Source organism: Sphingobacterium sp. FBM7-1 (assembly GCF_020687765.1).
In the GTDB taxonomy this organism is placed as follows: Bacteria; Bacteroidota; Bacteroidia; order Sphingobacteriales; family Sphingobacteriaceae; genus Sphingobacterium.
Genome location: NZ_JAJEWJ010000003.1, coordinates 378,079 through 385,803 on the forward strand (window position 1 = coordinate 378,079; position 7,725 = coordinate 385,803).

The 7,725-nt window shown below is 39.1% G+C and carries 8 protein-coding genes and 1 pseudogene; 8 read left to right on the forward strand and 1 reads right to left on the reverse strand.

Translation table 11 applies throughout. The annotated features are described in order from the left end of the window. Positions 1-447 precede the first annotated feature (447 nt). The 8 genes from LKO28_RS08430 (at position 448) to LKO28_RS08465 (ending at position 7,316) form a co-directional block, all read left to right on the forward strand. Positions 448-1,779 carry a site-specific integrase gene (locus tag LKO28_RS08430; protein ID WP_003013274.1) on the forward strand — a complete coding sequence of 444 codons (1,332 nt, stop codon included), beginning with the start codon at positions 448-450 and terminating at the stop codon, positions 1,777-1,779. Between the two features lie 4 nt (positions 1,780-1,783). Then, a complete protein-coding gene (locus LKO28_RS08435) occupies positions 1,784-2,785 on the forward strand; it encodes a hypothetical protein (protein ID WP_003013276.1) in 1,002 nt (333 codons plus the stop codon). A gap of 157 nt (positions 2,786-2,942) precedes the next feature. Beyond that, the gene (locus LKO28_RS08440; protein WP_003013280.1) at positions 2,943-3,242 is read left to right on the forward strand and encodes a helix-turn-helix domain-containing protein; all 300 of its coding nucleotides are present in this window, start codon (positions 2,943-2,945) and stop codon (positions 3,240-3,242) included. 83 nt (positions 3,243-3,325) lie between these two features. Further along, positions 3,326-4,288, forward strand: coding sequence for an AAA family ATPase (locus LKO28_RS08445; RefSeq protein WP_224200403.1), 963 nt, complete (start codon positions 3,326-3,328; stop codon positions 4,286-4,288). Positions 4,289-4,430: 142 nt separating this feature from the next. Further along, the gene (locus LKO28_RS08450) at positions 4,431-5,312 is read left to right on the forward strand and encodes a toprim domain-containing protein (protein WP_003013284.1); all 882 of its coding nucleotides are present in this window, start codon (positions 4,431-4,433) and stop codon (positions 5,310-5,312) included. Between the two features lie 70 nt (positions 5,313-5,382). Continuing rightward, the gene (locus LKO28_RS08455; protein ID WP_003013287.1) at positions 5,383-5,745 is read left to right on the forward strand and encodes a plasmid mobilization protein; all 363 of its coding nucleotides are present in this window, start codon (positions 5,383-5,385) and stop codon (positions 5,743-5,745) included. Then, positions 5,726-6,637, forward strand: a complete 912-nt coding sequence (locus LKO28_RS08460) for a relaxase/mobilization nuclease domain-containing protein (protein ID WP_003013289.1) — start codon at positions 5,726-5,728, stop codon at positions 6,635-6,637. The genes LKO28_RS08455 and LKO28_RS08460 overlap by 20 nt, the downstream gene beginning before the upstream one ends. A 4-nt stretch (positions 6,638-6,641) precedes the next feature. Next, on the forward strand, positions 6,642-7,316 hold the full coding sequence (locus LKO28_RS08465; protein WP_003013290.1) for a hypothetical protein: 675 nt from the start codon (positions 6,642-6,644) through the stop codon (positions 7,314-7,316). A gap of 296 nt (positions 7,317-7,612) precedes the next feature. On the opposite strand, the pseudogene LKO28_RS08470 reads toward LKO28_RS08465, so the two are convergent. Next, positions 7,613-7,725 (reverse strand): annotated as a pseudogene (locus LKO28_RS08470) (aminoglycoside 6-adenylyltransferase); the annotation flags it as partial.

Consider the following 7,725-nt stretch of genomic DNA (forward strand, 5'->3'; position numbering starts at 1 on the left):
ATGTTCAACTGATACACTTTAGTGCAGTTCTCTCAATCCAACTATTGGATATGATGCAGTAAAGAAGTCAAACAATAATAAATAGCATCAAAATAAATGTTGTAAATAAATGATTTACAGTTATTTATAAGCTATCCGGTGAGTAAATATAAAACTTAAAAAGACTCACCGTTTAACTCACATTTAGATTGATATTTATTGGGGTTTCCTGATATAATATAAAACAAAAAACCCTCAAATTCATAGAATTTGAGGGTTTTTGACCTTACTTAGTGTAAGTGTTGTCGGGGTGGCAGGATTCGAACCGTTATCATATCTTACTTTTACTTTTCTTATTTTACTCTGATTATTAGGTATTTACAAATTTTATTACCTATCTTTACCTAACCTTACAAAGGTAAAATATGGTAATATTAAGCATTTCTGTCCGAAATATGTCCGAGAAATATGAAAGTGAATTTTTATTTAGATAAGCCCTATAATCCCGATATTTCGCCTGAAAAGGTCAAACAGGAATTGGCAAAGGTTGGAGGGAAAAAGAAGAACCTTGCACAAAAGTTCTGGAATCCATCGCCCACTGCACTGTATCTCTTCTTTTCACCGGATAAATCCTGTAGGATAAAATACAGGACAAACTATAAGATATTGCCCAAAAGTTGGGATTTTGAAAAGGAAAGGCTTAAACCAAGTGCCAGCGGAGCGTTGGAATTCAATGTTGAACTGAACAACCTTGCAAACTGCTGTACAAGGGAAGCAATGCGAAAAAAAGAAACAAACCAGTTTCTTTCCAAAGAGGATTATAAACAGATTGTACAGGACTGTATTGACAGGGACAATGCCGTCAATAGTGAAATATCCATTTCCCACCTGAAAACCCAGTTCCTTTCCTACAAATCCAATTTTGTCAAAGAGGGTACGTTAAAAGAATACCGGACAGTCTTTAAGGGATTGGAGGATTTTGAGAAGCATAAGGGAACAAAACTTATCCTTAGGGAAATGGACGGTAAATTTCTCGATCAGTTTGAGGTATTTCTAAGCAGGAAAAAGAACACGAACGATGGAGATAAAGAGGGCTTGCTGAATGACACCATCCACAAGTACATCTCCACGTTAAAGGTATTCCTAAAGTGGTGCAACGACAATGATTATTTGGTGCATCCCGATGTCTTCAAGACCCAGAAGACAAACTTTAAGAAGAAAGCCTACAATGAGATCATTGCCCTGTCAGAATCCGAAATACAGAAACTGATGAACCATGATCTTTCGGACAGACCCAGTCTGGAAAGGGTACGGGATCTGTTCTGTCTATTGTGCTACACAGGGCAAAGATTTGAGGATCTGATCAACTTTGACCCAAAGGACATAAAAAACAATGCTTGGGACTTCATTTCGGTAAAAGTCAAAAAAAGGGTGATCGTACCTTTTGAGGGGTATATTGCCCCAGCAAAGGATATCTTGGAGCGTATCGGTTACTCCGTGCCCAAGATATCCAACCAGAAGTTCAATGAATATATCAAAACTGTCGGCAAACTGGCAGGAATGGACGAAATCATAAAGATCACAAGGTATTCAGGTAAGCAAAAGCTGGTGATAGAAAAAAGGAAGTACGACTTCCTATCGAGCCATGTCGGCAGAAGATCAATGGTAACGAACCTATTGAGCAGGAACGTACCCATTACACTTGTGCAGAAACTGACCGCACATTCCGACATAAGGACTTTAATGAAATACGAATCGGCAAACACGGATTCGTTAATCGATGCACTGAACAAATTTTAAAATTATGAACAGTAAATATTTCAGAAGAAGAAAACCGTTTGACTTTGATCCGCATCCATTGGACGTGGGCGTCCCTTTTTCCAAGAACGATACGCATGCGGATGTACACTTTCTTATAAAAGTTCAGCGACTTCCAGAGAGTCAACTTGAAGATCTCTTTTTGCGCCACTTCAACTATTACAAAGCTGAATTCAACGATACTGACGGCAGAGAGTTTTTTAAAGAATTATGGCAGACTGTTAATTCCGAGCTAAAAAAGGAAAGAAGCAAATCACAGGAAAAGCTGTCGGCGACACAGAAAAGAAGAAACGACCTTAGAATACAGAAATTCCAGTATTTCATCGAGAATATCCTTCCCAAATATGACCGATGGAATTTCACGGTAAGTCTGTCAAAAAAATATGAGATAGTCAGCGAGCAACTATTGCAAGAAGTAAAGAGCAAAACTCAAATAGAATTCCAGCGGACACAGGAATTGATCGATTCGGCATTTACGAAACTTGCCAATTCATCCAATGCAAGTACAGAATCCAATATAAATACCATAAAAACTATTCTGGAGAACTATCTAGATTCGAACAAAGAGGAACAGGAAGAATTAAAAAAGCAATTCATCCAGAAACAAAATCTCGATCGTTTGCTAGCACAGTATAATACGACATTAAAAGAATTGGATGAATTTAAAGAACAGGTTAAAAAGCTCAAAAAAGAGAAATCCCGATTGAATTCCTTGGATCATCATAAAATCAATATACTGAACGGCGACAAACTTAATCTGATCGCGTTGTTTGATGAATTTATGAAAGCAAAGATAATAATCAACGGAAAAGCAGAAACATTCCTAGGGACTAACGCCCATATAACATGGGCAAAAATCATTTCCAATCATTTTTTGGAACATGATAAGCCAATTCCATTCGGAACAGTAGAGAACTATTTTTGTGACGGTAAACCCACCGACATTGACAATTCAGATCGCAAATTCAAAATTATTCCAATTGAATAGCCAGAAGATAAATCATACCACCCCCTTGCAGAGATGCCGTTCAAAATTCTGAACGGCATTTTTTGTGGTCTTGCTTGCCCAATTTTGTGTCAAGTTAATTAAACGAAGAAAGTGGCCATGACTTCGACATTCTTAAATTGATAAACATGAGCAAAGTATGATTACACTGGATCGAAATGCCCTTAGAGATTGTGTCAAGGATGCAGTTAGGGAAGAACTACAGGTTTTTATTTCAAAGGTTGGTAATATGGACGATCCTCCGCAAAAAAAGCAACCGACAAAACTAATGACCAAAAAGGAAATGGCAAACGAGCTTGATATTTCCCTTGTCAGCCTGACCGAATGGATGAAACAGGGGCGTATTCCCTATAAACGTATGGGAAAGCGCATTTACTTCAACAAAGAAGATGTTATGGCATCCATGACGAACTTCAACCATAACAAAGGAGGTAAATAATGATCTCGTTTAACCAGGACATAGCCACTGCATTGGATAGGGCTATAGTAAAAATAACAGATAAATTTTTAGAACCTCCGATCATGATAACAATCAGCAATTCCGATTCCGTTATCGGTACATTAGGAAATTTCAGCGCATCCACCGGAAAGGCCAAGAGTAGGAAAACATTCAATGTGATTTCATTGGTCGCTGCTGCATTGAGCGGAAAACAGATATTACAGTATAAGGTCAAAGTTCCCATAAACCGTCCATTGGTACTGTACTGCGATACGGAGCAGAGCAGATTCCATTGCCACAGGTTGATTTCAAGGGTTTACAAACTCATAAATTACCCGACAACGGAAGTCCATGAAAACCTAAAATTTATATCCCTGAGGGAATACCCCACTAAAGAGCGCATAAGTATCATCGAATATGCCCTGTCCAAATATGCGGGCAAAATATGTCTGGTCATCATAGACGGGATCAGGGATCTTGTTTACGACATCAATAATGCTACGGAAGCGACCGAAATTACCGGCAAGCTGATGAAATGGTCACAGGAGCTGAATATACACATCCATACCGTACTGCACCTAAACAAGGGTGATGACAACACCAGAGGGCATTTGGGGACAGAATTGAACAATAAGGCTGAATCCATATTACAGGTCACCAAAAGCGATCTGGATACAAACTACAGCACCGTGGCGCCAAAGTTCATCAGGGATATCGAGTTTGAGCCATTTACCTTTTTTATCGATGATGGTTTGCCCGTACTGGATGAGAACTTTGACCTGTCAGGTACAGTATCGAGAAAGGGATTCGACTATCAGGAGCTTTCCAAAGAGAACCATCGGGAAGTGTTACAGGAAATGTTCAACGGCAGTGAAATAACCTGCACATATGATGAATATGTTGGCAGATTACGGAATGCGTATCTGGCAAAGGGCTTCAATTTCGGCATCAATAAAGCCAAACAGCTGAAGACATTTCTGGAAAACAAACGGATGGTCATCAAAAACGATAAGACCTACCGGTTCAACCCTGAATTCTATTATTAAAAAACAGGTTTAGTTTAGTCCGCCCCTATATAGTAATAGACTAAACTAAACCTACTTTAAAATTAAGATTATGACATGTGATGAATTAAAGCGCATACCGCTCATATCCATATTAAATTATCTACAGATACCATGCGCAAGGATGAACAGCCGTGAAGCATGGTTTAAAAACCCATTCAATGGAGGAGACGAAAGAACGGCTTCGACAAAGTTGGATATCCATAGGAATATCTGGTACTCGCATTCGGAAGGATTCGGAGGAAATAACATTGACTTCCTGATGAAGTTTTTGGATACGGAAAACCTATCAACTGTTTTAGATTGGGCTGATGAAAGAAAAAATATCTTTTCTTTTCACCAGCAGACCGTATTGGATAAAGTACAGGTCATGCAACAAGAAAATGAACGCGCTTACACCATCCTTTCCGTTGAGCCTCTCGGAAACAAAGCTCTGACAGACTATCTGACCGACGTACGCAAAATAGATATTGAAATTGCCAGAGTATACTGTCAGGAAATCTATTACCGGACGGCAAAAGGACAGACGTACTTTGCCGCAAGTTTTAAGAATGATGCAGGTGGATACGAACTGCGCAACAGCTATGATAAACGCTCCCTATTGACAAAGGGGATCACCACGATCGATAACGGCAACAAAGATGTTGTTTTGTTTGAGGGCTTCACGGATCTGCTATCCTTTATGACGTTAAAAAAGAATGCAGGTAAGCCGTATCTAAATACGAACTTCTGTATCCTGAATACGACCGCCAATCTGCAAAAAGCATATCCATTCTTAGGGCGACATAACGGAATAACAAGCTATCTGGACACAGATAGCAGTGGTTTAAAATCGTACAACAGTTTGCGAAGCCATTTTGAAAAAACGCACACCGTAAAAAATGGAATGGAAGAATTGCAGAGGCAAGACAACAGGATCAAGGATGTCAATGACTATCTGATTTTCACATCATCCAAAGAACAGACCCAAAATATTCAATCGGGAAGAAAACTATCGAATAGGTAGGAAGCAAGGTTGTGTTTTGGTGACCCCAAAACCGATTGGCTCCCGATGGTCACAGCTAAAAAGAAACAAGATGAAAAATAACAAGAAAAAAGGCGGAAGACCCGCACTCGAAAATAAAAAACAGTTCAGGATCAATGTCCGTTTCGATGAAAGCGAACATAACAGAGTTTTGCATAATGCAAAAATTGCAGGTATGAGCAAATCGGAATGGGTACGCAAATCTGCGATCCTACGAAAAATTACACCTAGGTTTACCGAAGAACAATTGAAAGCTTTTAGGGCGATTACTGGGGCTTCGAACAATCTAAATCAGCTAACTAAAAAAGCACACCAGTCTGGACTGATTGAGGTGACACAGGAATGCAAAAATACGATCCATCACATTAACCATTGTATCAATAAACTACTGCACCATGATAGCGAAGATAATTGAGGGCCGATCTTTCGGCGGATGCGTTGGATACGCCCTGAAAAAAGATAGTGAGATTATCCATGTAAATGGATTACGGACGGATTCGGCAAAGACCATCACACAGGACTTTAATTTTCAGCGGATGCTGAATCCAAGATTGGGCAAGGCAGTCGGACACATTATTCTTTCGTGGAATACAGAAGATAAAAACAAGCTGAATAATGACATCATGCTATCCGCAGCTAAGCGTTATTTATCAAAATTAGATATTAGGGATACCCAATGCTTAATGGTGCGCCACCACGACCGCCAACATGATCATATCCATATTATTTTTAATCGGGTAAACGATCATGGCAAAACTATCTCCAATAGCAATCAGCGGTATAAGAGCTTTAAAGCTTGTAAAGAATTAAATGCATTATATGGCTTTAAGCAGTCCGAAGGAAAACGAAATGTCAACAGAGGTAGACTGAAAGGTAATGATCTAACGAAATACCAAATTTACGACACCGTCAAGGCAGGCATACGACACAGTAAAAACTGGAAGGAACTACAAAATTATATCCGTTACAGAGGTGTGGAAATGCAGTTTAAATATAGATTGGGGTCGGATGAGGTTCAAGGTATTTCGTTCATCAAAGATGAACAGACATTTCGGGGTTCTGCCATAGACCGCTCATTGAGCTTCGGACAGATCGACAAGGCTTTAAATAGCATAGATAATTCTATTGAACTAAATCAAATTACTGGAAGCTATGTTTCGAAGGATCATTCTATAGACAGAAATATCGGAGAAACACTTGGTCACATAACATCAGCTTTATTTTCGAACCCCGAAATTACACCAGAGCAAGATGATCCGTTGATCAAGAAAAGAAAAAAGAAAGAGAATTACGGACTAAAACGTTAATACCATGAACACAGAATTAGAAAATATACAGCAACAGGTAAGCGCATTGCAGGAAAACACAGACTTGATCACGCAGGATATTGTACGAATAATGCCTACAATTGTCTCCCTACTTTCTGAAAATGAAAAGAAAATGCAGGAATTTCATGAAATGCGAGCAAAGGATCAGGAACTACTACAACAGATCAAGCAATTTATTAAAAGAGAAAACGATGTACTATCTAAGATCATTAACGATTATGGGACACTTCAGGATGTAGCTAATGAAATCTCCACAATAACTAGACAGGAATTAGCTGTATTAACAATCAAAGAAAAAGACATTGTTTCAAAGATAGCTGAAATTCCTGATCAGGTCATTGTAAAACATCATTACGGCATTGATCTCAAATCAACACCTCTGATCATTGTTATGATAGCATTATCTACCATTATTTCGCTAGGTCTCGGTGTTCTATACGAGAAGAACAAACAATTAGACGATAGAAAATCGTATGAAATGCGTTACCGAATGATAGAATTGGAGCTACCGCATGTAACATCGCATATCGATTCTACTCATTCTCTTAACCCTAAGAAATTCCATAATTTGGTGATTAAAAGAGAGGAAGAAAATAAACTATTAAACAGTATAGACCAAAAACGTCAGGAGATCAAAAACTTAAACAGTCCTGAATAACGGCTCGGCGACTTGGCGAAGTAGCGAAGCTGTATCGAAGATACAAAAGCGGAGCTATTTAGCCAAGTCGCTTGTTGTAAGCAGTCCGCGAAGCGGCGGCTTACGGCAAGCGACGTAAGTCGCCGAGCCATTGTTAGCAAGGAGCGCAGCGGATTGCTAACAACGTGCCGCGTATTGGCGATGGGCGGGATTTTTAGCACTGAACTTTAATCGAAGAACAGAAGTTGAATTTTGCACTTCCGTTGATACGAAGCCGTTCAGCCCGCCTATTGCCAATACGATGTTGTACAACGTAGTTATGTTTTGGGTTTTAGTCCAGCTAAATATTTTCGTATGTCATTTTCTAATTTATCCGGGTATTTGTACTCTAATTTTTTTGACAATTCAGTTCCTATTTCTGAAACTAAAT

Bases quoted from the DNA above. Each gene is read 5' to 3' on its own strand.
- LKO28_RS08455 (WP_003013287.1), top strand. From the start codon at position 5,383: ATGAAAAATAACAAGAAAAAAGGCGGAAGACCCGCACTCGAAAATAAA.
- LKO28_RS08460 (WP_003013289.1), top strand. From the start codon at position 5,726: ATGATAGCGAAGATAATTGAGGGCCGATCTTTCGGCGGATGCGTTGGA.
- LKO28_RS08445 (WP_224200403.1), top strand. From the start codon at position 3,326: ATGATAACAATCAGCAATTCCGATTCCGTTATCGGTACATTAGGAAAT.
- LKO28_RS08450 (WP_003013284.1), top strand. From the start codon at position 4,431: ATGAACAGCCGTGAAGCATGGTTTAAAAACCCATTCAATGGAGGAGAC.
- LKO28_RS08440 (WP_003013280.1), top strand. From the start codon at position 2,943: ATGATTACACTGGATCGAAATGCCCTTAGAGATTGTGTCAAGGATGCA.
- LKO28_RS08435 (WP_003013276.1), top strand. From the start codon at position 1,784: ATGAACAGTAAATATTTCAGAAGAAGAAAACCGTTTGACTTTGATCCG.
- LKO28_RS08430 (WP_003013274.1), top strand. From the start codon at position 448: ATGAAAGTGAATTTTTATTTAGATAAGCCCTATAATCCCGATATTTCG.
- LKO28_RS08465 (WP_003013290.1), top strand. From the start codon at position 6,642: ATGAACACAGAATTAGAAAATATACAGCAACAGGTAAGCGCATTGCAG.